At 54.7% G+C, this 25,463-nt stretch carries 29 protein-coding genes and 1 pseudogene; 5 read left to right on the forward strand and 25 right to left on the reverse strand.

The window, feature by feature from the left end; genetic code table 11:
- Positions 1–171: 171 nt before the first annotated feature.
- From SynMVIR181_RS04495 to SynMVIR181_RS04505, 3 genes are read right to left on the reverse strand one after another with little or no spacing between them, the layout of a single operon-like run.
- Positions 172–552 (reverse strand): hypothetical protein, encoded by a 381-nt coding sequence (locus SynMVIR181_RS04495; RefSeq protein WP_255444440.1) that lies wholly within the window; start codon positions 550–552, stop codon positions 172–174.
- On the reverse strand, positions 545–1,225 hold the full coding sequence (locus tag SynMVIR181_RS04500) for a Coq4 family protein (protein WP_186590127.1): 681 nt from the start codon (positions 1,223–1,225) through the stop codon (positions 545–547). The genes SynMVIR181_RS04495 and SynMVIR181_RS04500 overlap by 8 nt, the downstream gene beginning before the upstream one ends.
- The gene (locus SynMVIR181_RS04505; RefSeq protein WP_186590128.1) at positions 1,191–2,486 is read right to left on the reverse strand and encodes an MFS transporter; all 1,296 of its coding nucleotides are present in this window, start codon (positions 2,484–2,486) and stop codon (positions 1,191–1,193) included. The genes SynMVIR181_RS04500 and SynMVIR181_RS04505 overlap by 35 nt, the downstream gene beginning before the upstream one ends.
- Positions 2,487–2,497: 11 nt before the next feature.
- Between SynMVIR181_RS04505 and SynMVIR181_RS04510 the strand changes: the two genes are divergently transcribed.
- Complete coding sequence (locus SynMVIR181_RS04510) at positions 2,498–4,144, forward strand: alpha/beta hydrolase (RefSeq protein ID WP_186590129.1); 1,647 nt, start codon at positions 2,498–2,500, stop codon at positions 4,142–4,144.
- On the opposite strand, the gene SynMVIR181_RS04515 is transcribed toward SynMVIR181_RS04510, so the two are convergent.
- From SynMVIR181_RS04515 to SynMVIR181_RS04545, 7 genes are all read right to left on the reverse strand, one after another.
- Positions 4,138–5,157, reverse strand: a complete 1,020-nt coding sequence (locus SynMVIR181_RS04515) for an ABC transporter permease (protein WP_186524946.1) — start codon at positions 5,155–5,157, stop codon at positions 4,138–4,140. The genes SynMVIR181_RS04510 and SynMVIR181_RS04515 overlap by 7 nt on opposite strands.
- Entirely contained in the window at positions 5,157–6,767 is a 1,611-nt protein-coding gene (locus tag SynMVIR181_RS04520; protein WP_186590130.1) for an ABC transporter substrate-binding protein, read from the reverse strand. Before SynMVIR181_RS04520 ends, SynMVIR181_RS04515 begins: the two co-directional genes overlap by 1 nt.
- Positions 6,768–6,792: 25 nt before the next feature.
- Positions 6,793–7,038: a hypothetical protein gene (locus tag SynMVIR181_RS04525; RefSeq protein ID WP_186524948.1), complete on the reverse strand. Its 246-nt coding sequence runs from the start codon at positions 7,036–7,038 to the stop codon at positions 6,793–6,795.
- A 112-nt stretch (positions 7,039–7,150) separates the two neighbouring features.
- Positions 7,151–8,467 carry a homoserine dehydrogenase gene (locus SynMVIR181_RS04530; protein WP_186590131.1) on the reverse strand — a complete coding sequence of 439 codons (1,317 nt, stop codon included), beginning with the start codon at positions 8,465–8,467 and terminating at the stop codon, positions 7,151–7,153.
- 36 nt (positions 8,468–8,503) lie between these two features.
- On the reverse strand, positions 8,504–8,965 hold the full coding sequence (locus SynMVIR181_RS04535; protein ID WP_186590132.1) for a SufE family protein: 462 nt from the start codon (positions 8,963–8,965) through the stop codon (positions 8,504–8,506).
- An 8-nt stretch (positions 8,966–8,973) separates the two neighbouring features.
- Positions 8,974–9,450, reverse strand: coding sequence for a hypothetical protein (locus SynMVIR181_RS04540; protein ID WP_186590133.1), 477 nt, complete (start codon positions 9,448–9,450; stop codon positions 8,974–8,976).
- Between the two features lie 42 nt (positions 9,451–9,492).
- Positions 9,493–10,074 (reverse strand): 5-formyltetrahydrofolate cyclo-ligase, encoded by a 582-nt coding sequence (locus SynMVIR181_RS04545; RefSeq protein ID WP_255444442.1) that lies wholly within the window; start codon positions 10,072–10,074, stop codon positions 9,493–9,495.
- A 296-nt stretch (positions 10,075–10,370) separates the two neighbouring features.
- On the opposite strand from SynMVIR181_RS04545, the gene SynMVIR181_RS04550 reads away from it, so the two are divergent.
- Positions 10,371–10,592, forward strand: coding sequence for a hypothetical protein (locus SynMVIR181_RS04550; RefSeq protein WP_186590135.1), 222 nt, complete (start codon positions 10,371–10,373; stop codon positions 10,590–10,592).
- Positions 10,593–10,853: 261 nt separating this feature from the next.
- On the opposite strand, the gene SynMVIR181_RS04555 is transcribed toward SynMVIR181_RS04550, so the two are convergent.
- The 3 genes from SynMVIR181_RS04555 to SynMVIR181_RS04565 all read right to left on the reverse strand — a co-directional run bounded on the left by SynMVIR181_RS04555 (position 10,854) and on the right by SynMVIR181_RS04565 (position 12,652).
- Entirely contained in the window at positions 10,854–11,594 is a 741-nt protein-coding gene (locus SynMVIR181_RS04555) for a carbonic anhydrase (RefSeq protein WP_186590136.1), read from the reverse strand.
- A gap of 358 nt (positions 11,595–11,952) precedes the next feature.
- Positions 11,953–12,177, reverse strand: a complete 225-nt coding sequence (locus SynMVIR181_RS04560) for a hypothetical protein (RefSeq protein ID WP_186590137.1) — start codon at positions 12,175–12,177, stop codon at positions 11,953–11,955.
- 106 nt (positions 12,178–12,283) lie between these two features.
- Positions 12,284–12,652, reverse strand: a complete 369-nt coding sequence (locus SynMVIR181_RS04565; protein WP_186524956.1) for an AbrB family transcriptional regulator — start codon at positions 12,650–12,652, stop codon at positions 12,284–12,286.
- A 1,285-nt stretch (positions 12,653–13,937) separates the two neighbouring features.
- On the opposite strand from SynMVIR181_RS04565, the gene SynMVIR181_RS04570 reads away from it, so the two are divergent.
- Positions 13,938–14,204, forward strand: coding sequence for a hypothetical protein (locus SynMVIR181_RS04570; RefSeq protein WP_186590138.1), 267 nt, complete (start codon positions 13,938–13,940; stop codon positions 14,202–14,204).
- Between the two features lie 41 nt (positions 14,205–14,245).
- Here the strand turns inward: SynMVIR181_RS04570 and SynMVIR181_RS13235 are convergent, their stop codons facing one another.
- Entirely contained in the window at positions 14,246–14,548 is a 303-nt protein-coding gene (locus tag SynMVIR181_RS13235) for a hypothetical protein (RefSeq protein ID WP_255444443.1), read from the reverse strand.
- A gap of 94 nt (positions 14,549–14,642) precedes the next feature.
- Positions 14,643–16,346, reverse strand: coding sequence for a YdiU family protein (locus SynMVIR181_RS04580; RefSeq protein WP_186590139.1), 1,704 nt, complete (start codon positions 16,344–16,346; stop codon positions 14,643–14,645).
- Between the two features lie 302 nt (positions 16,347–16,648).
- Here SynMVIR181_RS04580 and SynMVIR181_RS04585 point away from each other — a divergent pair, with 302 nt between their 5' ends.
- A complete protein-coding gene (locus SynMVIR181_RS04585) occupies positions 16,649–16,984 on the forward strand; it encodes a hypothetical protein (protein ID WP_186590140.1) in 336 nt (111 codons plus the stop codon).
- A gap of 15 nt (positions 16,985–16,999) precedes the next feature.
- Here the strand turns inward: SynMVIR181_RS04585 and SynMVIR181_RS04590 are convergent, their stop codons facing one another.
- From SynMVIR181_RS04590 to SynMVIR181_RS04620, 7 genes are all read right to left on the reverse strand, one after another.
- Positions 17,000–17,350 (reverse strand): hypothetical protein, encoded by a 351-nt coding sequence (locus SynMVIR181_RS04590; RefSeq protein WP_186590141.1) that lies wholly within the window; start codon positions 17,348–17,350, stop codon positions 17,000–17,002.
- A gap of 941 nt (positions 17,351–18,291) precedes the next feature.
- Positions 18,292–18,774 carry a crossover junction endodeoxyribonuclease RuvC gene (gene ruvC / locus SynMVIR181_RS04595; protein ID WP_186590142.1) on the reverse strand — a complete coding sequence of 161 codons (483 nt, stop codon included), beginning with the start codon at positions 18,772–18,774 and terminating at the stop codon, positions 18,292–18,294.
- A gap of 6 nt (positions 18,775–18,780) precedes the next feature.
- Entirely contained in the window at positions 18,781–19,869 is a 1,089-nt protein-coding gene (gene bchI / locus SynMVIR181_RS04600) for a magnesium chelatase ATPase subunit I (RefSeq protein WP_186524962.1), read from the reverse strand.
- On the reverse strand, positions 19,866–21,254 hold the full coding sequence (locus SynMVIR181_RS04605) for a DUF3370 domain-containing protein (RefSeq protein WP_186590143.1): 1,389 nt from the start codon (positions 21,252–21,254) through the stop codon (positions 19,866–19,868). The genes bchI and SynMVIR181_RS04605 overlap by 4 nt, the downstream gene beginning before the upstream one ends.
- A 14-nt stretch (positions 21,255–21,268) precedes the next feature.
- A complete protein-coding gene (locus SynMVIR181_RS04610; RefSeq protein WP_186590508.1) occupies positions 21,269–22,393 on the reverse strand; it encodes a serine hydrolase in 1,125 nt (374 codons plus the stop codon).
- Positions 22,394–22,419: 26 nt separating this feature from the next.
- Positions 22,420–23,136: an RNA methyltransferase gene (locus tag SynMVIR181_RS04615; RefSeq protein ID WP_255444444.1), complete on the reverse strand. Its 717-nt coding sequence runs from the start codon at positions 23,134–23,136 to the stop codon at positions 22,420–22,422.
- Between the two features lie 8 nt (positions 23,137–23,144).
- Positions 23,145–23,534, reverse strand: coding sequence for a cytochrome c (locus tag SynMVIR181_RS04620; RefSeq protein WP_186590145.1), 390 nt, complete (start codon positions 23,532–23,534; stop codon positions 23,145–23,147).
- A gap of 56 nt (positions 23,535–23,590) precedes the next feature.
- On the opposite strand from SynMVIR181_RS04620, the gene petG reads away from it, so the two are divergent.
- Positions 23,591–23,704, forward strand: a complete 114-nt coding sequence (gene petG, locus SynMVIR181_RS13240) for a cytochrome b6-f complex subunit V (protein WP_071778027.1) — start codon at positions 23,591–23,593, stop codon at positions 23,702–23,704.
- A 10-nt stretch (positions 23,705–23,714) separates the two neighbouring features.
- Here the strand turns inward: petG and rsmD are convergent.
- The 3 genes and pseudogenes from rsmD to trxA all read right to left on the reverse strand — a co-directional run.
- Positions 23,715–24,293, reverse strand: a pseudogene (gene rsmD, locus SynMVIR181_RS04625) (16S rRNA (guanine(966)-N(2))-methyltransferase RsmD); the annotation flags it as partial.
- Entirely contained in the window at positions 24,251–24,901 is a 651-nt protein-coding gene (gene hisH / locus SynMVIR181_RS04630) for an imidazole glycerol phosphate synthase subunit HisH (protein ID WP_186590146.1), read from the reverse strand. The pseudogene rsmD and the gene hisH, both read right to left, overlap by 43 nt.
- Positions 24,902–24,943: 42 nt before the next feature.
- The gene (gene trxA / locus SynMVIR181_RS04635) at positions 24,944–25,267 is read right to left on the reverse strand and encodes a thioredoxin (RefSeq protein ID WP_011618905.1); all 324 of its coding nucleotides are present in this window, start codon (positions 25,265–25,267) and stop codon (positions 24,944–24,946) included.
- Between the last annotated feature and the right edge of the window lie 196 nt (positions 25,268–25,463).

Here is a 25,463-nt window from a genome sequence, read left to right on the forward strand (position 1 = left end):
CCCGCTAGTGGCGGGGCTAATGAGTAGTTAGTCGGGAGATGGATGCAATGCCTATGTGCACTATTATTGTTGTATCTAGGGGCCAAGATTGTGTAGTAAAAATAGAGAAGCGGATTTCTCAGGATTAGATTATGGGGTAATTTGTGTGCAGTAAAGCTATTTTATTTGTTTTCAGAGAGCCTCAATGGCTTCCATAGCCGGAACGAATTTTTCGTTGTTTTGGTTGAAATCTGTGCACTCTTGATTCATCGCTTCACTCACCAGCTGGATGGTTTGCGTGGCTTGGGAAGACTTTAGCCAGTCTTTTTGCGACTCCCATTTGTTTGTTTTGATGGCTGTGGCCACGATGAGATCAGCACGCTCTTGGCTGTAGTCCGCGTGCAGCACTTTGCAGGCTGCGTAAGCCGATTGCCCCACGAGTGCTCGGCGCATGTCTTGCTCGGACGTTTGGTTGGTCTGGGCTTGTGCGCTACTCCAAAGGATCGCCTGACTCAGCATCAAACCAAGGCTGATCCAGAGCAAATGTTTGCGGGGCATCATCGGCTTACGCATAGGTTGCGCTGAAAGTCTCGCCTGTGGCCATCGGGATGCCCAGTTCCTCTCTCCATTGGCTCAGCGGTTTCTCCCAGCCTTCCTCCCAGCGCTGTAAGACGAGGGGCTTGGCCTGCAGGCCGACGCGCTGTCCGTGCGCAATGGCGCGACTGATCGCTTCGTGGTCAGTGGGTTGAAAACGGAAAGCCTTAAAGCTCGCCAGAAGATTGAGCAGCACATAAGCGGGGAAGCCAATCTGGGTGGCGGTGATCGCCAACACGGCAGACTCCCCCTGCGCCTGGGTGTTGAGCCCAGCGATCACGTGATGGATGTCATGGGTGGTAGCGATGCGTTGGGTGAGCCAAAGGGCTTCTGTGCTCGTGTCTCGAGGACGAAAAAAGTCGGCGTCGTAATTCAAGCGGCGAATCATTCCCGCATAGGCCCAGCCCAGTGTTCCTTCCGGAAGCAACTCCAGCGTCTCAATGTTTGGTTGAAAGGCTGGGAAGCGCTGGTCCATCATCTCGGCACCGCCAGGTAAGGCCTTAAAGCGCGCGATCGAAACATCCATGGCCTCACTGTCGAGGAAGTTGTCGATCAGGTCACCCACCCCATTGAGTGCACCTTCGGTGACAGCAATCTCGCGCAGGATGCGCAAATTTTTAATGGAGCGCAGCAGTTCTCGGGTTCGTGGCATCTAAGGGTTCCTCAATCGGACTCGCACTCAAATTTGGCTTGTAGCGGGGACGGACGGCCTTTAAAAGGGGCACCACCGCTAAACAGGTGCCAGCCATCAACAACCAAAGCACCAAGCCGTGACCCTGGTGGTCGAGAAGGACACCTGCAAGCAGAGGAGCTGCGATGGCACTGATCGCAAAGCACTGCGAGAACAAGGCCATCGCTAAACCGCGATGTTGGAGTGGTGTCTCTTCCACCATGGCCTCTGCCGCAGTAGGTAAAAAAGCCGCCTCCCCAAAGGCGATCGGAACCATCGCAAGCGCAATCAGGCTGCTGCCTCCCGACCAAAGCGCGGACCCAGCCAAAAGCAGGCAGCCAGTAATGAATCCGAGCAGACCCATGCCGAGGCCAAAACGCAGACTTCGCTTTGCAACCCAGTTGCCGATGGGCCACTGAAGCACCATCAACAGAAGAAGCTGCCAAGCAATCAAGCCGCCGCTGGACGTTTCGCTGAGCGGTGCGCGCGCCAGTCCCCCTCGCACCATGTCGAGGGGGAGGGCGCTTTGCATTAGAGACACAATTCCAGTGGCGATCACGCTCACAACCAGCACTGGAATGAGGGGCAGAAGCCAGCGCCAATCTGCCTCTGAGTTGGCTTTCGCTTCTGTCTTGGTGTCTCCGTTCGGCGCCGACTCAGCCTTGAGTTTGTGGTTGTTGGTTGTCGCGGCGCTGGCATGCAATAGCGCTGCCCGTCCATCTGGTAGCGGCGTGAGCAACAACACCACGAGCATGCTCAATACGGCCGCGGCCTCCACCGCGTAAACCATCCTGATCATCTCCATGGAGGACAGCACCGCACCAAGTAAGGCGCCAGTGGCGACTCCTAAGGCGTCTGCGCTGCGCGCGAGAGCGTAACCGCGGCTGGAATTGAAACCGCTGCAGCTCAAGGGAACGGCCAATTCAATCGCAGGGAAATAAAGGCCGGCCGCCAAACCGATCAGCAACTGTCCAACGAGGTATCCGTTGAAGCCTGTGGCCTGAAACAGCACTAAATCCGCCATCAAGGCGAGTAGGGCAGCCGCTCGGACTGGCCATGAGCAGGTCAGCCCGCGGTCCAGCAAGACACCACTCAGCAACCTCGCCACCGTGCCGATTAAGGCAGAGGCCGCTAACCCCTGACTCACTTGCACTGCCGTGAAGCTGGCCTGGTGAAACACAATCGGTGTCAGATAGATGACACCACCCGCTCCAAAAGAGGCGAGCAGGCGAATGAACGCCACTTCTTGCAAAGGTGCGGGAAACTGGTTCCACCAGTGGACTGGTCTTGGCCTTGCGAAGACGCTCAACAGGACTGCGATTAGCTGCAGGTTGTGTATGCAGTCTGCTGTTTTTTGGCGTCTCACCGCGTCCGTTGTGGGCTGCTTCTCAGCTGGAAGTGCAGATCGATGGCACGGTAATTCCCTTTTCTATTGGTGATCTGGCGAAATGGGCGCGGTCTGATGGACGTCACCGCTCCGAACTCAGTACTTGGTTTTCGTTGTTGGCGCCCGAGAGTCGAGCAGGCGTTTTGGAGCTGCTTCAGGCTCCAGTGATCCTGGATCGCAGCATGGCGCGCCAGCTCTTGAACAGCTGGGCTGGCCGGCAATTGTTGGATCAAATTGCTGATTTGGTGCGGGTGGACGACGACACGGAGGGGGTGATTGTGCGTCAAACGATCAACGACCTTCTAACCCGACAGCAGCAGGTCTCTAGCTTGGATTTGCTTGAGGCTTTGCCTGCCGAGAGTGTTCGTCTTGATCTCGATCTCTTGCTCGAACTGGCATCCAGTTGGCGGATGCAACTGGAGCGCCAACAACAATTGGTGCGCAGCCTGGATCGCTCTCCAGTGACGGCCACAGTTTCTGAGCCTGCTGCCGTCTTTCCTCAGGACGCCGACGCGTTGTTGGAACCGCGCTTGATGTCCTTGGCGGTTCCTCATCGTGAGGAGCCATTGGGGTTTCAGCTCTGGTTGCCTGTGGAGGGGGCGCCAAAGCGCGAGCAATGGATGGTGCTGATGCCTGGATTAGGCGGCAGCCCAGATCATTTCCGTTGGCTTGGCCGCGGCCTGAGTCGTCGCGGTTGGGCCGTCTTGGTTCCAGAGCACCCTGGCAGCGATGACGAAGCGGTCCAGGCGCTATTGGAAGGGCGTCTCTCCCCTCCCGGTGCGGAAGTTCTTCCCGCTCGGCTGAAAGATCTTGATGCCCTGCTTAAGGCCCGCGATCAGGGTGTGTTTCAGGTGCCGGGTCAACGCTTGGTCCTGGCTGGCCACTCCCTGGGTGCCTTCAGTGCGTTGCTTTCAACCGGTGCCAGTCCTGCTCCAGGTCTTGCGCGGCGTTGTACTTCGGTTTTGCGTGATTTGCCGCTCAGCAACTTGTCACGACTGTTGCAGTGTCAGTTGGTGGATGTTGCGTTGCCAAAGCAAGTCGCACCGAAGGGTTTGTCGGCTGTGATTGGCTTCAACAGTTTTGGCAGCCTGCTCTGGCCTGCTGGTTCTCTTTCGAAAACCGTCAAAGTGCCTGTCTTATTGACTGGCGGCACCCTCGATCTGATCACGCCGCCGATCAGCGAACAGTTGGGATTGTTATTGGCGATGCCTGCGGATCCTTCCAGCCGCGTTGTGCTTGTGGAGGGGGCGAGTCATTTCTCACCCGTACGCGTTGAGGGGCAGAGGCAAGGCGGACGAGGTGAGGATCTCTTTCAGCTGGGAGAAGAGCTCGTGGGTGTGCAGCCGCTCCAGGTGCAAGCGCTGTTGGAGCAGGAAGTGGTGCAGTTTTTAGTGGATCAAGAACAGAGCAATGGTGAGCAGCGAACCGCTGCCAAGACGCTGCATTTGAAGCGGGGAGAGCTTCATCTTCATCGGCTCGATCGCGAAGCGGCCTCAGCCCTGGTGCATCAATAACGGATGCGTGGATCGAGCACGGCCACCAAGAGATCGACCGCCACGCTCACCATCACGACGAGGGCGGCGATGGCCACAACGATGCCTTGGACAACCGGGTAATCGCGTTGGTTGATGCTTTCGTAAAGGCTCATGGCAATGCCTGGCCAGGAGAAGGTCACTTCAATGAGTAGTGCCCCACCGATGAGCGATGCCACCGTGATGCCTGCAATCGTGAGCACGGGCAGCAGAGCATTGGGCAAGGCGTGGCGCAGTACGACCTGGACTTCGCTCAGTCCACGGCTCCTCGCCGATTCCACATAATCCGATTTCAAGGTGCGGTTCAGATTGAGCCGTAGGGCGTTCGTGAACACGCCGCTCAAAAGGAGCCCCAAGGTGCAGGCCGGCAGCACGAGGTGCCGAACGCTTCCTTGCAGGGCAGCCCAATTGCCGCTGATCACGCTGTCAAAGATCAGAAAACCGCTGCCTTCTGGGGGGATCAAGCTGGGAGGGAATCTGCCGCCAACGGGCAGCCAGCCGAGCATGACCGCAAACACGAGTTGGATGAGCATCGCCGCCCAAAATGGGGGTAATGCGTAGGTGCCAATGCCGTAGAAGCGGCCGGCGAAGTCAAATTTCCCCTCGGGCCTGGCAATCCCGCTAAACCCCACGGCCAAGCCCAGAACGGCCGCGATGATTAAGGCGGTGATCCCAAGCTCCAGGCTTGCCGGGAGCGTTTTGCTGATGATCGAACGCACCGACTCGTTATTAATCAGTGCATTGCCTAAATCTCCATGAACCAGCTTGCTGAGAAAATCAAAATATTGATTCCAGAGCGATTGATCGAGGCCCAGGCTGCTTCTCAGAGCGGCTTTAGCGGCTTCTGGGGCCCTGCTTCCGAGTACTGCATCCACCGGGTCTCCCGGCGCGACACGCAGGAGCAGAAAGACCAGGCTGGCAATCAGCCAAAGCATGAGCGGCGCGAGGGCGAGTCGGGTTGCGCAATAGCGGAAAAGCTCCCTTCCTCGTGCCATTAGCGTCGCTCTCCCAGTTGGGCCAGATCCACGAGCCCGTTGCCATTAAAGATCGGAGGGTTTAATCGAAGCTGACCCCAGGCTTTTGGAGCCACAACCCAGACCGGGAGGTAAGGAGCTCCTTCTGCTGCCATTGCATCCACGGCTCTCAGTTCTTGTAGACGTGCCTTGCCCTGAAGGCTGTCACTACGGCTTAACGCTGCTTGTAGCCCTGGTTCGGTCCAGAAGGTGCCTCCATCCACGGCCTCACCCTCCTTGCAGATAGTCCCTTCCGAGCGCTTGCAGCTGAGCAAGGGGGAGAGATAGGCCTCAGGATCTGGATAGGAGCCACCCCAGTCAAGAATCACGGCTTCGAACGATCCTTCGCTGAGCTGTTTATACACCGTGGTGGACTCCACGCCGTTGAGGGTCATCTGGACGCAATCGGGCAGATCGCGTTTCAGCTGCGCTTGCCAGGTGAGAGCCATCAAACGATCGGAGGGGACGTTGGTGCGAAACGTGAATGGGACTTGCAAGCGACGCCCTGTGCAGTACCCGGCTTCTTGATACAACTGGCGGGCTGTGGCGAGGTTGTAGGCGGGCCAGGGCTCTGTTTTTCCTCCCCGCAAACTGGGGGGGATGAGGGACCGTAAGGGCTCTCTTTGGGTGTAGCTCACGCGGGCGCTGATCAAGCGGCGATCCAGGCTGTGGGCGAGGGCCCGACGCACGGTTTGACGTTGCAGCGGCGGACTATTGGTGCGCAGAGTTACAAAGGTGATGTTCATGGCCGGACCTTTGCTTTCGAGTAGCAGGGCCTTATCTGCCCGTTCGCTTAGGGCTCGTTTTTGATCTTCATCGATGGAGTTGGAGAGCAATACATCCACCTCGCCGCTGATCAGGGCTCCAAACAGTGCTGTGGAATTGCTGAGATTGATGAGGTCGAGACCAACATTTTTTGGTGTTGCTCCCCAGTAGTTGCGGAAGGGCAGAAGACGTTGTTGGGTGTTGCGAAAGCTATTGAGGACGTAGGGCCCCGTTCCTACAAATCGATCATTGAGGAAGCGATCGGCATGGTCGGCGTAGGCCTTTGGGGAGACGGGGGTGAGATAGGGGGAGGTCAGCAGGCTTTCGATCGAGCTGGAGGGCTGTTTGAGCCGCAGGCGCAGTTCAAAGGGGCTGGGTGCATCGATCGCTGCAATGCGATCGTTCAGTAAATAGCGCTGGGAGCCGATGCGAAGGAAGCGCTTCAAGCTGAAGGCCATCGCTTTTGCGTCAAAGCGAGTGCCGTCGTGGAACAGCACATCGCGGCGTAGAGGGATGGTCAGGCTGAGACCGTCATCACTGAACTGAGGTTTGGATGCAGCCAATTGGGGCTGAAGCTTTCCTTTGGTGCCTCGGATGTAAAGCGTGTCGCCGAGAGCGCTCAAAACTTGCAAGACCCCTGTCGTGCTCGCCAGTGCTGGATCAAGGGAGGAGATGCGCCCGGCGCTAGCCACCGTCAGACGCTCGCTTTGGCGTTTGGGCTGGCAGGCGCTTTGGCTGAAGGCAAGGACGAAGCCGATCAACACGCTGGCCTGAAGGCGGGAGCGACGGCGATCAGTCACGCAGCGATTCTTGAGATCAACCGCCATTCAAACCCTTAAGGCTCTGCCGTAATTATTCGAACTCTTCTGTAAGGGTTGAGATCTGTTCAAGAGCGACTTCAAACACGGGGCAACCGTGGGGATCGAGAGGCCATTGGCGAATCCAACACCGGTCATGGTCGTCATCGATGCCGATCACTTGAAATGGACCTTCTCCAGAGCGGAGCTTGATGCAGTCACCTTGATGAAGCGTCATGACAGACCGAGCACTCTGCTGATCGCAGTGTGATCCCAAGGTGAGTGTCAGTTCGTTCGACATGAACGGTTGAGAGCACAGATCTGCAAACGCAGATTTGCTCTGTGATAGTTCTTACAACTTTGCCTTATCTCGGGGCTCCACCGCCAGGGGTGCGTTGGTGATCTGAACCTGCTCAAAGACAGCCGAGATGGGCATCCAGGCTTAGAACCCCCTCAATGGCATGAATGGCTTTGAGCGCCGCACTCATTTGCCCATTGCCAACAACGTGCGTGATCACAACGATTTCAGCTCCCGCATCACTGGCTTCGAGCTGAACGATGGATTGAATAGAGACGTTGTGATCGCCGAAGCAGCTGCCGATGCGGCCGATCACGCCTGGCGCATTTTCTGTTTTGAAACGCACATAGTTTCGCTGGCTTGTTTGCTCCTTGTTGGCCAGGTGGCAAGCGCGCCAGCTGGAGGCTGCAAGCAGGGGGTCGAGGTTTCCGTCTGCTGGTTTGAGTTGGCGAATGCCAGCAATGTTGAGGATGTCGGCCACCACGGCCGAAGCGGTCGGTCCTGAGCCAGCGCCAGGTCCGTAAAACATCACCCTTCCGATCGGATCACCTTCAACCAAAATCGCGTTGTTCACCCCATTCACCCCGGCGAGGGGGTGGTCATTGGGGACCAGGGTGGGTTGAACGCTCACCGCCAGAGGCAGCGATGTGGGATGGCTGGGGTCGGGTTCCATGCTTTCGGCCACGGCAAGCAGCTTCACGCCGTAGCCCAACTGGGTGGCGTAATCCACGTCTCTGCTTTGCAGCGTGCTGATCCCTGCCGTATAGATGCCGTTGCGATCAATGGGCCCCCCGAAGGCCAATCCGGAGAGGATGGCGATTTTGTCGGCGGCATCGAGCCCCTCTACATCTGCGGCTGGGTCGGCTTCGGCATAACCCAGATCCTGGGCGTCGCGCAGGACAGCGTTGTAATCAGCACCCTCCTCAGCCATCCGACTCAGGATGTAATTGGTGGTGCCATTGATAATTCCGCTCACGCGTTGAATGCGGTTGCTGCCGAGCGATTGCTTGAGCGGCTCAATGATCGGAATCCCGCCGCCAACGGCGGCTTCAATCAGCACGTAAACACCTGCGGCCGCTGCGGCGGCGGCAATCTCTTCGCCATGCCTGGCGATGACCGACTTGTTAGCGGTCACAACCGACTTGCCAGCAGCAATCGCACGCATGATCAGGGTGCGAGCTGGCTCGATGCCTCCCATCACTTCCACCACAACGTCCACGGCTGGGTCGTCGACGACGGCTTCAGGGGATGTGGTGAGGATGCTTTCGTCTAGAGCAATGGGCCGCGTGCGGTTTCGATCTCTTACCGCTACACGGACGAGATCCAGATCAGCAATCAGAGGGTGTCTCCCTTCTGGCGTCTGGAGAATGCTTGCCACTCCGGCACCCACAGTGCCGAGACCGAGAAGGCCAATTCCGATCCGGGTGGACATTGAACAGGTTCCGTTTGTGTCGCTGATCAGCAGACTCTATGAATCCATAGCGTCATCGGTGTTTGTTAGGGCATGAGCCTGGGATTGCATCGCTCGCAAAATGTTCAAAAAGCCGTTGGCTCTTGAGGGGGTCAGGCTTGATTGCAAGCCAGTAGCGGCAATGAAGTCGGGATTGACGGCGAGAACTTGATCTGGAGTGAGATCACTCATTCCTTTGATCAGTAAGGCAAGCAGCCCTTTGGTGATCAAGGCATCGGACTCTCCTTGCCAGCACACGTGGTTGTCCTGGAGAGCGGCATGAATAAACACTTGAGACACGCAACCTTGAACCTTGCGGTCTTCGGTTTGGAGCTCTGCGGGCATCACGGGGAGCTTTTTCGCCAGCCAGAGCACGTACTCGTAACGCTTGCGTGGGTCTGGCGTGCCGCTAAGCCGATCTGCCAGGCGGTCTAGCTCCTCGCTTCCGTATTGGCTCGAGGAGCAGCAGGGGTCTGCCATGGACGGTTTCAGCGATTCAGGCTGGGTTGGCGCACCTTAACCATCAGGCCTGTAAGTCCGAGCAGGGCAGGTGCCCCCAGCCAGGCGAAAGCCGGCAGCGCGGTGGATTGGTTTTGGGTTTGCACCACCTCGTCCAGCAAGACGCTGCCCTGTCGAATCGGTAATTCCAAATAGTCGCGATGTCCGGGGCCACCATCCACTTGCAAATCCAAGACGCCTTCAACCAGGCCTGGAAGTATTAAGACCAGTTGTCCATTCGCTCCGATCTCACCGAGTTCTTCTCCAGGTGTTCCATCGGCATTAAGCAGTCGCACAGCGGCACCTTCAACTGGCTCACCTGTGGAGAAGCTGCTACTGAGCTCTAATTGGCCATCGAGATAGCGCAGTGAGCTTTCGATTCCATGGGCCTGCGCCTGCTGGCCTGCCATGACTCCCAGACCTAAAGCAGTGCAGGTGACCAGCAGGCGGCGTGAAAACACGGTCATGGCAGCGGGCTTAGAAGGATTTCATCTTGCAGAACATTCGCTCTAATGGCTAGCCCTACGCAAGCTGCAGCCTTGTTCGGTGATCCATCCATCCAAGGGCTGATCCCAGGGTTCTGTCGGCAGCAAGGTGGGATGGACGCACGCCTCAGGTAAGACGGCAAACGTCGGCAGCGTTGACCACCCAGGTTGACTGAGCAAGCGGTCATAGCAACCGCCTCCGTAGCCCAGGCGCATGCCGTTTCGATCGACGGCAAGGGCTGGAAGTAGTAAGAGGGCCAGTTCAGTGGGTTTTAACGCTGGTGATGTGAGGGGGGCGGGAATAGAAAAGGCATCGCCGCGAAGCTCTCTTGGCGATGGGGCATTTCGCCAAGCGTGATAAGTCACGCTGTAATCCGCTGCCGTTGCAGGCAGGGCAAGGGGTGCAGGCTGCAGTTCGGCCAACAGGCGTAAATCGGGTTCCCCCGGAAGGGGCCAGGTGATTCCGATGGCCCCATGGTGGTGAGGAGGCCCCTGGGCGTTCAGATGGGCAAGCACGCTTTTTACCAGTGAGGCATTCAGCTTTGGCATCAGCCCATGGCGTATGCGGCGGTATTCAGACCTCAGGGCCTTTTTTGTAGCAACCACTTTGAAGCCACTTTTAAGCAGTTTGTGAGAGCGATCTGGGTCTGACCATGGTCTGGGTTCGAAAGGGTGATGTCTGAAGTAACTTCGCTTTATCAAAAAATGAGAACTGATGGACAAGCTCAAAACTTGGCTGAAGCAGCTCAATGCTTATGCAAACAAGCATCTTCAGACCTGGGAGGTTGAAAGAAAGCGCTGAAGAACGGTGGCCTTGAAGACTTGATCGTTGCACTGCATGGTGATCGTTCCTGTTGCGTCTTCTCCTTGTCTAAAACGTGAGTAACACGCTGCTTTGATTGATGAGAGCCGTTTTCTTTTGTGCGTCTCTGTTGCTGGCCTTGCCTATGGCTGCAGCTGAGAAGGGCACGTCGACCGCCCAGGGTGTAAATGAACAGATGGCAACGGCTCAAGCGATGCGCAGCGTTCCCAAAGGCGCAACAGTTGTGGATACCACCTGCAAAGAAATTGGTGTTGGTGCCTTTACTTATCGGTTTCAATGCTCAGTGCATTGGGCTCAATAATCAGCGCAGCTTTCAAGTCCATTCTTGATTTCCTTCTGGGTGGTTTGGTATGTCGATCGAAGGTAAACCAGGTCACCAAATGATGGCCCTGGTCTCTGTTCACCAAGCCCTTGTGAAGATCGATTGAAAGGACTCAGCAAAGAGCTATGTACTCGTTAATCAATGACTTTTTTCTTATCCATCGGCCTTGCTTCTTTCCCGTAAAGGCAGTGCAGCACTGAGGTCTTGAGGGGTAAGATCCATGCTCCTAGCGTCTTCAACTCAGACGATGGAGACCTTGCCGGAGGCAATATCGAAATACCCGGCCACGATTTGAAGCTCTCCCGATTGAACTGCCTTGGCTAAAACGTCGCTGCGTGTCGTGAGTTGTTGAGCCGTTGCACTGGCATTGTTCTTGATGGCGTTCGTCAAGGTGTCTCCTGGGACCAAGTTGGCTCGAATCGGTTTGATGAGCTGATCGAATAGTGGCGTGAGTGTTTTATTCGCTCGAGCGGCTTGAACAGCGCCACAATTGCTGTGGCCCAAAACCAAGATCAAGGGCGTTTTTAAGACTGCAACGCCAAACTCGAGAGAGGCAATTCCCTCGTCAAAAGGAGTGTTTCCTGCGCTACGCACAACAAACAAATCACCAGCAGCAGCATCAAAAATCCATTCCGGAGCAACTCTGGAGTCGGCGCAGCTGATGATGGAAGCCCAAGGGGATTGAGACTCTTCCAGAACGCTTGAAGGAAGGAAGCAATTGTCTAACCAAAGGTTGGACATCACTTGGGCACGTTCGTTCAAACTCGTGGCCTTGTTCTTCGCTTGCCAAGCTGCTGCAAACCGCGCATTTCCATCGATCAGGGCCGTGAGTGAATCGTCTGGCCGGCAGGATTGGGCTGATTCCTTCTGCGCTAGAACCGCTGCTTCGGCCTTAGCCGGCTTGATCAACTGCATCGCAGCCGCGAGACCAAACGCGTTTAGGCCACTACGAAACAAAAAAGAGCGTCGATTGAGTGTCACGAAACCTGCTTGAAGTGAGACTCAATTCCCAGGGTGCTGATCAAGACCCAGTGAAAACGATCTGAAAAGTTTAGACAGGCCTCTCATTCCAATCACACGTTTTGAAGTGCTGTGAACACACTCATTCCAAGCTGTTACAGCAATTGATTGCAGCCAGGTTGGTTTGCGCGCTGATGCTCAGCACCAATTTGTGAGCGTTAAGCCCTTCTCTCGATCGACCGATGCCAAATATCAGCCTGAGCGATCCCTTCCATAATTTCTTCATGATGAGCACCGATTTGAGTCTGTGCTCCTTTGGTTCATAGGCCGTTGACTAATCGATTCCGCGCGCTTGCCCGCTTACAGATGTAAGGAGCTTTTAGATCGATTCTGCGGCGAGATACAGCGAACCAGCAAATCCATCGCGTCGTTTTCGATCACCCCATACACATTGCAGATCCCCCTGTGTTTCCTTGTGATAGAGATCTTCTGCGAGCTGCACAAGATTTCCGCCGTTCTGCAAATAGTCATCGGCGCTCTCGTATCCATTGTTTTGAAGCCACTGCACGGTGAGGTTGATCGCAGTTTCTTCGACCCTGGTCATTGCACCGTTACGTCATCTTGACGTTCTACTCGGCTGATCTCTTCAGTGCTGGGCAATAAAAAACCCCGCTGGTGGCGGGGCTTAACTCAATCGATAGGAGAAGGACTCACTCGTCGCCTTCTTCCTCACCACCCACAGGAATCAAGCGAATCGCTTTTTTGCCAAGCTTGATGGTGAATTCGTCACCAACTTGGAGATCGAGCATGGCGGTGTAAGCCTTGCCGATCAGCAGATTGCCGTTGCCCTGAACTGTTGCAACGTAGGAAAGCTTGCGTCCGCCTTTACCAACGCCAGCGTTTCCGCCGCCGAGGTCAATGCCTTTGGCATTGAGGAGAGCTTCATAAAAGGCGGTGAAATTGACCCGGTCACTGCCGTCTTTCTTTTTAGAGACGTAGCCACATGCTGTGGCGAGATCAGTCTTGGATACATCTCCAAGGTCTTTTACCTTGGTGAGCAGGTCGGAACCGGTGAGCATTTGAAACTTGCGTTTCACTATTACTAACAAACTCCATGCCTACTAGTCAACTATTTGCCCATATCAGTTGCTTTCCCTCTTGCCTCTTTCTCTGTCAGAAAACGATTCCGATTCAGTAATTCTTCAGCAACAGGGATGCTCTGACTCACTTTTACAAGATGCTGCAGGGCTTTTGAGAGTTTGGTGATAATGCTCTATCCCTAGAGAAGAGTCAGATGGAGATCTTGATTTTGCTGCCTGGCTCATTTGCGGTCTGATCCAGCAGCGTGTCTTACATCCATATGCTGAGGAGCTGATGTGGTCGTTCCTTGTGCCGAAGATCAAGGGGATAAACAAGCTCGTCGAATGGTTTGGGCTTGTATTGACTACTAAGAAGGTTGTCAACTTGGTGGCTGCCTCGGTTGTGCTCAGGTGAGCGGCTGTTAATACCAACGGGCCCTGCAGCAGCTTGATCTCCTGAGATCAATCCAGCCTCAGAATGCAGCTCACCAGGCCAGTTCAAGCTATTGGATTAAGCAGGCCTCGCGAATCCATTGCTTATTGCTTGCGTATCGCAACGGTAAAGACAGTGCAGCACTAAGTCAGCCTCTGCCTTTTTTGAAGTCAATATTGATGCGCTGAGGTTTGTGCTGTCGCTTGATGCTCTACCACAAAAGCTTGATGAGATAGTGCGTCTCAGCTCTAACGCTGCACGACAGCAGACAGAGGAATCCACCGTTAACGATTTTTATTCAGTGAGTGGATTTCAAGATCTCAGCACTTCCAATTGCGAGCTGTTTCAGTCGTTATCAGCTGAGCGAGCCGTCTGAGCGACTTGATCTCATCGGCTGCCATCAAGCTTGTGCAGGGTTTTGACGCATGTTGAGGAAATGACCAGCTTTTTACTGACCTCGATGTGATACAAATCGCAAATCACGTCGTGCTGGAGGGTGAGCAGATGATCAAGTTGTTGGTGTAGGCCGGTTTCGCGTCGAAAGGCGACCCTTGACCGCTCACGAGTGATCCAGCCCCTCAATCCATCTTTAGTTTGATATCAAGCCCTGTCTTTGCAGGGGTTTCTCACCTCAGAGTCTTGGCAGCAACGCAGCGAGGCTTGGGATCAGCGTTGAGTTTGCTCTTGGGGGAAAACGATCCGTGATTCTTTGACGCGCATGGACAACGCCCTGTTGCTGAGAGCTCTCCTCAATGCCATGAAGCAAATATTCGGCCGAGAGAGTTGTTGGAGTCTTTATCGATGGTTTCTTTCTCAAGATTTGATTAGAACCTGAGTTCTGCTGGTGAGTGAATGCCCGCACCAAAATCCACAACCCAACCCAACGCCCGTTGCTGGGTTTGGTTCAAGGGCGACCCGTTGAAGACGGAGGGAAGTTGGAAGGGGGGCTGGTACGGAGCTCCTTCCGTGATTGGAGGCGTGAGGATTGAGCATCACGACTATGTGCCGTGCAGGGTGCCGGAGTGGAGGGTGGTGTTCTCGGAGCCTGCTGATTTGCTGTCGCCTCCTTCCGTTCCAGATGATGCGGAGTGGAAGCTGTATCCCACTGAGCCTCAGTGATCAGTTTTCAAACAAAGCAGGTTGTTTGGATGTGCCGCGAATCAAGCTTTGAGGGCTGTTTTACCCAGTCTTTGCAAGCTTTCTAGGCTCTTAAGTGTTTGCTGGGCCTGTGCCAACATTGGGCGCCCTTGGGGCGCACAATCTGCGATCAAAGAGGCCGCTAATGAGGCTTCCGACTTAACCAGCGTCATGCAGTACTCAATTCTGCTCATGGGATCTGAGGCCATGGCCTCGCTTTTCTTGCTCAAAGCGGGAGCAAGCTGATGGAGAAGATCATTGAGCGCTTGTTGGATGGATTCGATTGTTGCTTCTGTCGCTATTCCTTGTTGATCAGGTGGGTTCATGTTGTTCAGTCGATGGCTGAGGCGGTTGAGAAAGCGATTGCATGCAACCTCATGGACGGAAAGAGCAACTTGCAATCGATGAGCTGCACTAAATTTATGATGAGCAGCTGTAATGAGAAATTCCTCCAGCATTGAGGTACTGATCAGGTTTTAGCCGGTAGTATTTTTCTTCGATGGCTTGTGATTGCTCGTCGTAGGGATGGCTAAAGACTTCCTGTAGCTCTTTGATGAGTGCATAGTCGCCTTGCTTCGCTTGTTGATAAGCAGGAGCAATGAGCCACTCGCGCCAGGTGTATTTCGGATTAACGCGCTTCATCTTTTCCGCGATCCCGGTCCGATCCTCACTGTCTCCGATGCGTTCGTTCCAGCTCTGAAGCCAGGCTTGCCATTGATGTTCCAGGTCTGTAGGGATCGATGTATAAAAGCTTGTTTTTAAATCAGACCAATGCTTTGGCATCTTGCAAAGCTCACGAAAGAAAATTGTGAAATCAACTTTGGTTTCGATCATGAGCTGAAATAACGTATTGACCAGAGCTTCGTTGTAGTGGGTAAGACCAAGCTTGTCTGCCCACATCTGTTCAATAGTGGTATTGATTGTTTGTTTAAACCCACCACAGATCTTGTCTAATTGCTCTAAAACTGCCGCATTATCTATGACAAGTAGCCTGATGGACTTCCAAAACATATAAAAATTGGCTTCTGCTGCGACAGGCTGGTTAAAAAAGGAGAAGTGTTCGCCACCCCCAATCCAAGGCTGGAAACGCGGATCAAAGACCTCACAAAATCCAAACGGTCCATAGTCGAGGGTGAAGCCACCAGCTGCGCAATTATCACTATTGAAATTGCCTTGGCAATAACCAATACGTAACCAATTGGCAACTAAATTCGTGAGTCGATCTTGGTAGAGCTCTGCTAACTGTATTAATTGAGTAGAAAAATCTAGAGTTTGATCGATTTCAGATTTGTATTCTCGATCGATTAAATGCAGCACAATCATGCGTAACTCTTTTAATACGTCTGGATGGTCACTGTTTCGAGCACGTCGTGCGAATAATTCCAATTGACCAACGCGTAAAAAGGAGGGTGCTACACGGGTTGAAATGGCAACCGGATCCTCCACTAAAATATCGGGATCAGAAGAGTTGGAGTTTTCTGAATACCAAGGCCGCCTAACTGTCTCTGTTTGTGAAACATAGAGTGTCAAAGAACGTGACGTCGGTACCCCGAGGGCATGCATCAAGTCCTGTGCGAGAAACTCTCTTACGCTTGAGCGCAGAACGGCACGCCCGTCAGCCCCCCGGCAGTAAGGAGTGGGGCCACCGCCTTTTAATTGCATCTCCCAACGCTGACCATTAAGGATTCCTTCGAAGACAGAAATAGCGCGACCATCCCCGTAGCCATTGCCATTTCCAAATGGACATTGTTGATTATATTCAGTTCCATAAATAGATAATGCATACCCTGTGGCCCAGCCAAAAGGTCGCATTGGCTCTCGCGTTTCAGAAAGATCACCCGAGAATAGTTTCTTAAACTCTTCGTTGAAGGCCAGATCTTGATCCAAGCCAAGTTCGCAGAATAATGTTTCGCTATGGCTTACATAGGTGGGTTGTGCCAGGGGCTTTGGAGTAACAGGAACAAAATGACCAGAGCGGACCTGACGAGGCCGATGATCTTGCCCATCTTTTGTTGATTCAGGATCAGGATTAAGGGTGTTTAGTAGTGAATAATTTGAGTGTTGAATAAAATCGTCAAAAGAAGCTAAGGATTGTTTAGAGCTTTGCTTAGGAGGAAGTGACATTCTCGTTGACTGCGCCAGACATCTTTGAATATCATAGCTAGTTGAATATCCTCTGCTCATCCTGCTGGCTTGTGATTGCACTCCTCGCTCTTTTCATTGATTGATAGCTTGATAGGAGACCATTCCTTAATCCATGCTTTGTGCCAACGCCCCATGATTGCTCAAAGATCATGCTGTCCTTTACGGCTCACTTTCTTTTTCTTATTCATGCTGTATTGATTTAAATGCGATTAGTGACTATGATTATGACAATAAAAAGCTCTCAGCATCAGCTTTGGGCTTTTTAGCCTCTGCCATTGACGATGGACTTAATCCAATCCAATGCTATTACCACTCTTCATCGACTGGCATCAGTAGAAGATGTGGTTGAATTTGTACGACTGTGTGTGGAAAAGAACCTCATTATCGACTTTATTTTGAAGGAGGAGCTTGATGCTTTTATCAAGCCAAGCAATAACTCTGGCTCTTGGGTTCGTCAACAAATTGATGGTGTCAGGGTGAAGGCTGTTGATCAAAATGGCTATACGATCTATGCGATCTGGATAAGAGAATCCTTAATGAAGGATTATGTGTCTTATTTGGAATCGATTAAAAAAACCCTCTCTGATGCTTCTGTTTTCTCGTTCCCAGTTATCTGAATCCTGCTTTTTTAATTAGCAAATTGAGAATTCTCCTATGTGTTCTCTTTTGACGCCAATATAATCTTTTAAAACAGCATTTTCGTTGAATTCGCCTGTTAGGCATTCAATCACTTGTGTGTGGATAAATGCTGGTTCTTCTGCCCTCCCTTCTTGGTATGCAAATCTATCGGGGTAGAGGTTTCGATACTCATTGGGGATTGTGATAAACCAGCTGCTGTCATTACCTGCATAATAAATTTCTCCAGCGAGTCGATAGAACTCGCCAAATTCTTTTGCAGATTCTGGAACCTTCCGGTAAATCTTTGCTTGTTCGTCAGCGGTAAGCCCAAGCCAGTTCAGGCTTTGTTCCATCTTCTCGTTCATAGAAGCAGGGCATTCAATCCCCCATTGATAGCAGCTTTTCTTCTTGGTTACTGATTAAAAAGACAACCTGTGTTGCCGTTTCTCTGGCATCAGCGCAAACGCTCTTTTTCCTATCCGCAGGCGCCGACGCACTCGAAGCTTCCAGTGCTGGAGGCTGCCATCGCCATGAAGATGATCACAACCGTGGCTGCCACGAGAACAACAGGTCCGATTTGTGTGTCAGGTCCCATTTTGCAATGCCATCGGTGTGCTGCTTATGACCATCCAAGCTCATGCTGAGCGTTCCATCAATGCTGATCCTGTAAGGCTGGAGTCCTTGAGGGCCTTGGCCTGCATTGATATGGACTCGCTATCACTGCCAAGATTTTTGGTTTCACTACAGATTTCGCCTCGCAGTGAGGCTTTTGTATTTGTCAAAATGTGACAATGATTACTCTTTCGGTCGCGGGCCTGCTTCTCCTGCTCAACGTTGCTCTCATTTCTTCAGTCCTTACTGTTGATCAGTGGATTTGTTGAACAAATCTATTCACAGTGTCGCCATGACGCTGTTGATTTGTCCTCTATTAGCTTGTTAGCCTCATTCTTTTTCAATTGAATTACGTTTAGCTTTTGCTATAGAAGAGCTTAATAAAACAATTGGTCAGTTCGATTGTTATTTCTTGTGATGCATTGTGTTTCATGTTTGTAAAAAGCGTGATGATCGAATTGTATCTGCGGATTTTCTTTTTGTAATCCTGTACTTCTTCTCGTTTCTAGTTCTTTAGTGGTTACATCTTGATCTTTGGGTCGATGAGGAGTCGTTGTTTGTCTTCCTTGGCGGGTCTCAATTTTGCAAGTCAGCATTGTCTTTTCGAGCTGTTTTTAGATACCTGATTGGCATCATGTCTCTTTTTTATTGACCTCTTTTCTAGGCAATCTTTTACTTCTCGGTTTTTTGCTGTCTATTGCTGAAACCATGCGGTCAGCGCAACGGCTAGAGCATCGGCAGCATCATCAGGTCGTGGGGGTGTGTCGAGATTGAGTTCACGCATCACGGCTTCAAGAACTTCGTCTTTGTCGGCATGGCCATGACCCGTTAATGCCTGCTTAATTTGCATCGGCGGGAATTCCACAATCGGCAGCCCAAAGCGTGTGAGCGTCATGATCAACACCCCGCGGGCCTGCACCACGGCGATGGTGTTGCTGGAGCGGTAGAAGAAAAACTTCTCCACGCTGGCCAGTTCTGGTTGATGGATGCGAATGATTTGGCGCAGATCACGCGCAATTTCCACCATTCGCTCTCCCTCGCTTCGGCCTGGATCGGTGCGAATGATTCCGCAGTCGACCATCCGTTGCGAGCCTTCCTGGCTCCCCTTGCGTGGCTCAACGTCGATCACGCCGTAGCCGACCCGAGCTAGGCCTGGATCAATGCCAAGGATCCGCAACGGGAATTAGCTGGCCAAGGCCAGTTCGAATTCAGAGCGGTCGTCCGATTCATTGCGCTCAAACACCTTGCAGAACACCTTCACAACCCGGTCACCGGAGTCGATTTGTTCTAGGGGATCTTTCCGCAACCGATGACGCAGACAGCAAGACACCACGCGGGCAACATCGTCTTCGCTGACCTCTGTTCGCCCTTCAAAGGCTGCAAGGGCACGGGCTGCCCGGTTGGTCACGATGTCGCCACGCAATCCATCCACGTCCAATTCTCCGCAGACCGATGAAATGCTCAGGCGCAAATCATCGTCAATCGTGACCTGCTCAAGGCGTTGCTGCGCTTCCACCACCCTGGCCTGTAGGGCGTCTTGGCCGGCCGTCACGCTGATGCTGAAGGCATCGGGGTCACTATCGAAGGCCGTGCGCTGGTCCACGACTTGCACTCTTAACTGCGGATCGCGAACGGTGCGCACCTCCACGCTCATCCCAAAGCGATCGAGCAGCTGGGGGCGCAGCTCTCCCTCTTCTGGGTTGCCCGACCCAATCAACACGAAGCGCGCGGGGTGACGCACGGAGACACCCTCACGTTCCACCGTGTTCCAGCCGGAGGCAGCGGAGTCGAGCAGAACGTCCACCAGGTGATCATCGAGCAGGTTGACTTCGTCGACGTAGAGCAGGCCGCGGTTTGCTTTGGCGAGCAAACCCGGTTCAAAGGCGCGAACGCCTTCACTCAAGGCTTTCTCGATGTCGATCGTGCCGCAGAGGCGATCTTCTGTGGCTCCCAGGGGAAGGTCCACCATCGGCACTTGGCGTTGTTCCGTGCCAAGGGTTTCGCCTTGTTCTAAGCGCTGCCTCACGTCACTGCTTTGCAGGTCGGGATCGGTGGGTGAGCTGTTGTATGAATCGCCAGCAACCACCTCAATGCCGGGCAACAGGTCTGCCAGTGCCCGGATCGTTGTGGATTTGCCCGTGCCGCGGTCTCCCATGATCATCACGCCGCCAATGCGCGGGTCGATCACGTTGAGCAGCAGCGCCAACTTCATCTCTTGCTGGCCGATGACGGCGGTGAAGGGAAAGACTCTGCGCTTGCGCGGTGAACTCACGGGTGAACGTCGGTTGATGAATTGGATTGTTTCACAGGCAGCACGGTGAGCACCTGCGGTGGTGTGGCATCGGCGGGATAGACCAGTCGCACGCGCACCCGTCGGCTCTCACCTGGGGCCAGGGAAACCGTCCCTAATTCTGGTCCTTCCTGCCCACGTCGCAACACGAGGTGGAAGCGCCGCCGTCCCATCGCCCGCCCGTTGGCTCCATCTAGGCCTGTCACCTCAATGGGGCCGCGAAACATGACCGGTCCGCTGTTTCCAGGTTTGAACTGCAATTTTCCGTTGCTGCTGCCGCGTTTGTCGGGAGATTCCAGGGCGATCGCCACCGTCCGTTTCCTGTTCTCGGAGTTGTGTAGCGGAAGGGTGAGGTCGTATTCCACGCCGTAATTGCCGTGCGCGGCCCAGGCCGTTCCCTTGTCAAATGTTTTGAGTTCAGCGGTTTGCACTTGAGCGGTACCCAGGTCACCTCTCTCCAGGCTGCTGATCGGCCACGAGATCGGCGCTGCGTTGATGTTCAGGGTTTTGGAGCCTGGATCATGCAAGCTTCCGGTCCAGGTGCTGCCGATTTGAACGCCACTCACCCGTGAATAGATCATCCGACCCTTGCTGCCTCGTGGCGTGGGCTGATGTTCTTTTGGGCTGCGCGTTCCGGCGCTGAGCAGGGTTCTCCAGCGTTGATCGCTGGGTGGCGTGTCGTTGTTGCCGTAGGCCGCCACCGTGGCGACATACACCGGTGCGGAGCTGTTCAGCCGCAGCTGCAGGTTTCGGCCATTGAGCAAGGGGTCGAGGCCTGCCACAGGAATGGGAAGCACCAGCAACGCACTGGCATGCCCAGGGTCAATCTTGATTTGCTTGGGAAGCTCAGGAGCCTGCTCCCCACGGAGCAAATCGCCAGCGACCCGGCTTCCTGGTCCAGAGGCGATAGGCGTGGTGGTTTCCGCCATCAGGGAGGGCAGAGGGAGGAAAGGAGCTGCTGTTTGCCCTGGCTTGGTGCCCTGGGACAGCGAGGTGCTGCCGCTGATCACATTGAGCGTGACCGGTTCTGTTCCTAGTGGTTGGGCAAGCACGGCCAACCAGAGGGTGGAGGCCAGCTTCTCTGGTTTGCCGGCGTACACGTGATGGCTGAACAGATCAAACCGTCCGTCCAAGGCAACATTGAGCCCTTGGTTGGCCGGAAAGGTGGAGAGCAGCACCCCTTCACCAGTGATCAGCTCGGGGTTGTTGTCATTGAGCAGCAGTAGTTCATCCAATCGGCCGGGAAGTGGACGCAGCTGCTGCTCGCGTAGAAACGGACCTTCCGCCTGGCTGTCCGCACCTGATGGCAGGCCAGGGATGGTGATGAGGCAGAAAGCCGCGAGGGCCAGCAGCGAGGAATGACGCATGGTGAAAACAGGAATCAGCGTTGACGTGGAGGCGCTGGCTTGGGTTTGAGCACCGGTGCCATGGCGGCAGCCATGTTGCGGATCAGCTCCGTGGAGCGGGGATCATTGAAGGGACCTTTCACAACAAAGGCCGCGACGGCACGGCGACCATCGGGAAGTTCGATCAGCCCGGCATCGGCGTAAGCGATGCCGATGTCACCGGTTTTGTTGAACACGCGATAGCCCTTGATCATCAGGCTGTCATCGGGTTTGCCTTGGGAGCCACCCAGACCTTTGAGCAATCCACCAGGGAGCAAGCGGTTGGTGACGGACGTTCCCATCACTTCTCGGAATAAATCGCGGCCGCGAATCGAGAGCGCTTCTCCGGTATCGACAAGGGCGATCGCTCTGGCGAGATCACGGGCGCTGGTGGTGTTGGTGCCCTTTAAATCCGGAAGCCAGTTGTTCACCTTGGTGGCGCTGAGCCCCAGGCTGTTGAAGCGGGCGTTGAGATCCACTTGACCGCCCACCCGTTCAATCAGCAGATTCGTCGCGGTGTTGTCGCTGACGCGAATCATTTCTGTGGCCACTTCATAGGTGGGGAAACGAGTCCCCAGCGGTTTGCTGGCCATCCAGCCAGCGCCACCTCCCACCACCGTTTTGCTGAGGGTGAGCGGTTCATTCCAGCTCAACCTGCCGGCATCGATTTCCTCGAGGGCAACCAGCAAGATCGGTGTTTTGATGGCGCTCGCGGCCGGCAATGCCGTGTCTGGATTGAGCTGGGCGTAGCGGCCATCATCGAGCGCCAGCATGAAGGCACTCACCTCGAGGTCTGGATCCTGAGCTGCTAGTGCCTTCCAGCGTTGGCTCAACGCGCTGAGCTCTTGTTTGGTTTCAAAGCGCCCAAGCGTGTCGGTGCTGCTCGGTGGATTGATCACAGCGGCCGCTGGATCTAGTTGTTCGTCTTTATCGGCTGGTGTGATCTTTGGCGTGAGCCAGCTGGGAAGGTTGAGCTCTCCGCGCTGGACAGCAGGACCTGCAAGCTTCAGGGCCGAGCCTGTGATCACGCCAAGGCCCACACCCATCAGGACCAGGCGCACCAGCAACCTCAGGGGACGACCCCAACCAGGGGACTGTTGACTGGAACGACTCGAGCCCAAGGGGTGGGGTGCAGGAGAGCCTGAGGTTACGAGCGGTTGCGCCTCGCTGCCCAACGCAATTGACGCACCATGCCGCGCAACAGAGCCACTTCATCGCTGCGGATCAGCGCTCGTTGCACAAGCCCTTTCACCTTGGCCATTCGCGCCCTTGCTGTGTGCTCCAGCAGAAAGCCCACCTCGAGCAGCAGCTCTTCCGCATCGCGCAGGCAGCCATCCAGCTCTGGAGCACTGGCCGGGATCTCGCTCACTGGCGCATCAGGTTGGGCCTGCAAGCGCCGTTCTCGCTCCAGCTCATGTAGCACCACAGCGACGGCATGGGAGAGGTTGAGAGACGGGTAGGTGTCTCCGGTGTGCAACTTGAACACCCGATGGCTGATCAAGAGTTCTTCATTGGAGAGCCCTCGATCTTCCCGTCCAAACACCAGGGCAGAACGCAGGCCTTGCGCCCTACCCGTTTGAATCCAGGGAACGATCTCTTCCGGTGATTGCAGGGGGATCTCGCCGTGATCGATGCGCCCGCAACTGGCCACCACCTGTTGACAATCGGCGACAGCATCGAGCAACGAGGGAAAAATGGTGGCGCGTTGGAGCACGGCATCGCCGTGGACGGCCATGCGCACGGCCTCTGGATCACCTGGATCACACCTAGGTGATACGAGCCTGAGGTCTTGAATGTTGTAATTGGCACACAATCGGGCCACGCTGCCGACGTTGAGAGGTCCCGCTGGCTCGACCAGCACCACGGCCAAGGTCAAGACAGTGTTTTGAGATAGGCGAGCAGATCAGCCATGTTTTGAGGCTCGATTTCAAAGCGGGGCATCGGCGGTGTTTCACCACTCACGATCTGGTGAATGATCTGCATGTCTTTGCGTCGATCACTCACCCCTTTCAGGCTGGGCCCAACCAGGCCCTGGCCTGCGATGCCATGGCAGCCGGCGCAATTGATGCGGAAGATCTGTCCTCCGTGCTGCTCGGATCCCTCCAAAGCCAGGGTTGCTTTGGAGTAGGGATCCTGGCGTGTGTTGCCCAGCATCCACACCAACAAGACGATGCAAGCCATCGCCGCGAACACCGTGAGGCCGGCGATCAGCCCCCGACTCCGCTCTGGGATTGCTGCAGCAGTTGATGACGGTGCCGTCACAGAAGAGACCAGGCCATGGAACAATTGTGCTCAATCTTTTCATTGGGCGCGACGACATGATCGAACCCCTTCTTTGCGGCATTGTTTTGGGTTTGATCCCAATCACCCTGATGGGGTTGTTTGTTGCTGCATGGAATCAGTACCGCCGGGGCAGTGCTCTGGGGGGCTGAGCAGCAAGAGAGCGCTCGTTCCATACCGCCTTTGATCCACCACCGTCCAGGGCGCTGGTGTGGTCAATTTTTTATGGCGGGCATGTTCACAAATTAATAATCCCTCGCTGCTGATCCAGTTGCCCTCGAGCAATGCAAGCAAGGTGGGCGCATAAAGCTCAGATCCATAGGGAGGATCGAAATAGACCACATCAAAGGCGGGCAGGGAGCTTGGACGGCCTGTTTGGAGCCAGCTCACCAGATCTCGGCGGATCACCTCAATCGTTGGAGAGGGAGAACGGCCTCCAGCGATCAGCATGAGATTGTCTCGACAGATGGAGGCTGTTTTCGGATCCTTTTCCACGGCCCACACCCTGCTCACACCGCGTTCAATGGCTTCGCATCCCATCACACCGCTTCCGCTGCAAAGGTCGAGCCAGGAGGCATCCTGAAGCTCTGAGGCGAGCATGTTCATGACCGCTTCGCGAACACGGGCTGTGGTGGGCCTTGTGGAGGTCCCAATAGGACTGCGTAGGCGACGCCCACCACTGAGGCGTAACAGGCCGCTCACGGCACCAAGGGAGAGCCCTGGTGTAGCCATTCCAGCCATCGCGAGAGCAAACGCTGGCCGGTAGCGGCGGATTTTTCAGGGTGAAATTGACAGGCTCCTAGCCGATTGCGCCAAACCGCTGCTGTGGCATGGCCTGAGCCGAATGCAACGCTTGCCGCTCGATCCTGAGCGTCGTGAGGCTCAGCGGCGAATGAATGCACGAAATACATCCACTCCGTGCTGGAAGGATCAGGCAGTAGGGGGGAAGGCCGATCGATCTGCAGCCTGCCCCAGCCCATGTGGGGGATGCGCTCTCCCTGGCCCTTCGGAAGCGCTTTCACCCGTCCAGGGAGCAAGCCGAGTCCCTGGCGTTGGCCTTCTTCGCTGGACTCAAACAACAGCTGCAACCCAAGGCAAATCCCTAGGAGTGGACGATCGGCTTTGTTCCAAGCGACCAACTCAGGGATCAGCCCTGTGGCTTCCAATCGGTCCATCGCTGGGTCAAAGGCGCCGACGCCAGGAAGAATCAAGGCCTGGCAGCCTTCTAGATCTTCTGGATGTTGCACAGCCTTGAGGGAGCTCCCCAAGCGCTTAAAACAGGTTTGAACAGAAAAAAGATTCCCCATGCCGTAATCGATCAGTCCAATGGTCTGAACTGAACGAGACATGGGGATCAGTGGCAAAGCAAATGACGAAGACCAGTAAGGAGTTCAGAGATGCTTCGAAATCGTGCCGGAGAGGGTGGCTTTTGGAACGGCACCGACAACGGTGTCAACTTTCTGGCCGCCCTTGAACACCATCAATGTGGGGATGCTGCGGATCCCGTACTGGCTGGCGACGTTGGGGTTTTCGTCGGTGTTGAGCTTGAAGACTTTGATCTTGCCTTCGAATTCCTTGGAAATCTCATCAACAATCGGAGCAACCATGCGGCAGGGACCACACCAGGGAGCCCAGAAGTCAACTAAGACAGGAACGTCACTTTGAAGGACATCCTGTTCAAAGGATGCGTCGGTTACAGCGGTAGCGCTGGACATTCCGTTTGTCGTCGTTATCGAGGCAATTTAGCAACCACTTCAGAAGAATTCTCGGATTCTTTGTGGGGTCTACAGAACTGTGACGGTTTCGCGTTCAGAGTCGAACACAATTGGGCGAAGACAGAAAGCCCGAACGCGTCGGGCCGGGGGGTGTGAGGAGTGTGTGGGCCGAAGCCCGCACCCCCTGAGATTAAGG

Origin of the sequence: Synechococcus sp. MVIR-18-1 (genome assembly GCF_014279835.1) — a bacterium.
GTDB lineage: Bacteria > Cyanobacteriota > Cyanobacteriia > PCC-6307 > Cyanobiaceae > Synechococcus_C.